General features: G+C 55.9%; 1 pseudogene. It reads right to left on the bottom strand.

Annotation, left to right across the window (positions count from 1 at the left end):
- A pseudogene (locus AC0L17_RS34615) lies at window positions 1–394 on the bottom strand (integrase); the annotation flags it as partial.
- Between the last annotated feature and the right edge of the window lie 66 nt (window positions 395–460).

Genomic DNA, 460 nt, shown 5'->3' with positions numbered 1-460 from the left:
CTCCCTCATTCGTGAGGTAAGCCGCGAACACATCAACAATCTGCTCGTACTCCGTACGCTCAATAGGAGGGGCGGTTGGTATCAAACCTTCTTGCCGGAACGCGGCAAGCAAGCGCCGAAGCGCCGATCGGTCGCCCGAATCGATGCTCCAGTGTTTGGAACGGTGCTCAAGAAACCGCTCAACATGAAGTTCGCTTAAATCCCGGAGATTGTGCCCGTTACCGACGTGCCAGTCTCTCAGCTCACGAAATAGACTTAGCGATCGCCAGGTGCATTGCCGACCGAAGCCTTCGTCCGACAATCTGCCCGCATAAACGCGTGCAAAGTCGCCATATGGCCCGTGGATCAGCTTCCGATACAGTGTGCTGCCTTGCAGACAGTCACTTGCGTTCATGTGTCCTCTCCTTCGCGTCAATTGCGACGGAGAGAGCCTAAGCTATGCCGATCCAGCTACCGCTAC

It is taken from the genome of Mesorhizobium sp. WSM4829 (genome assembly GCF_055811475.1).
This window is presented reverse-complemented; position numbering and strand designations above follow the sequence as displayed.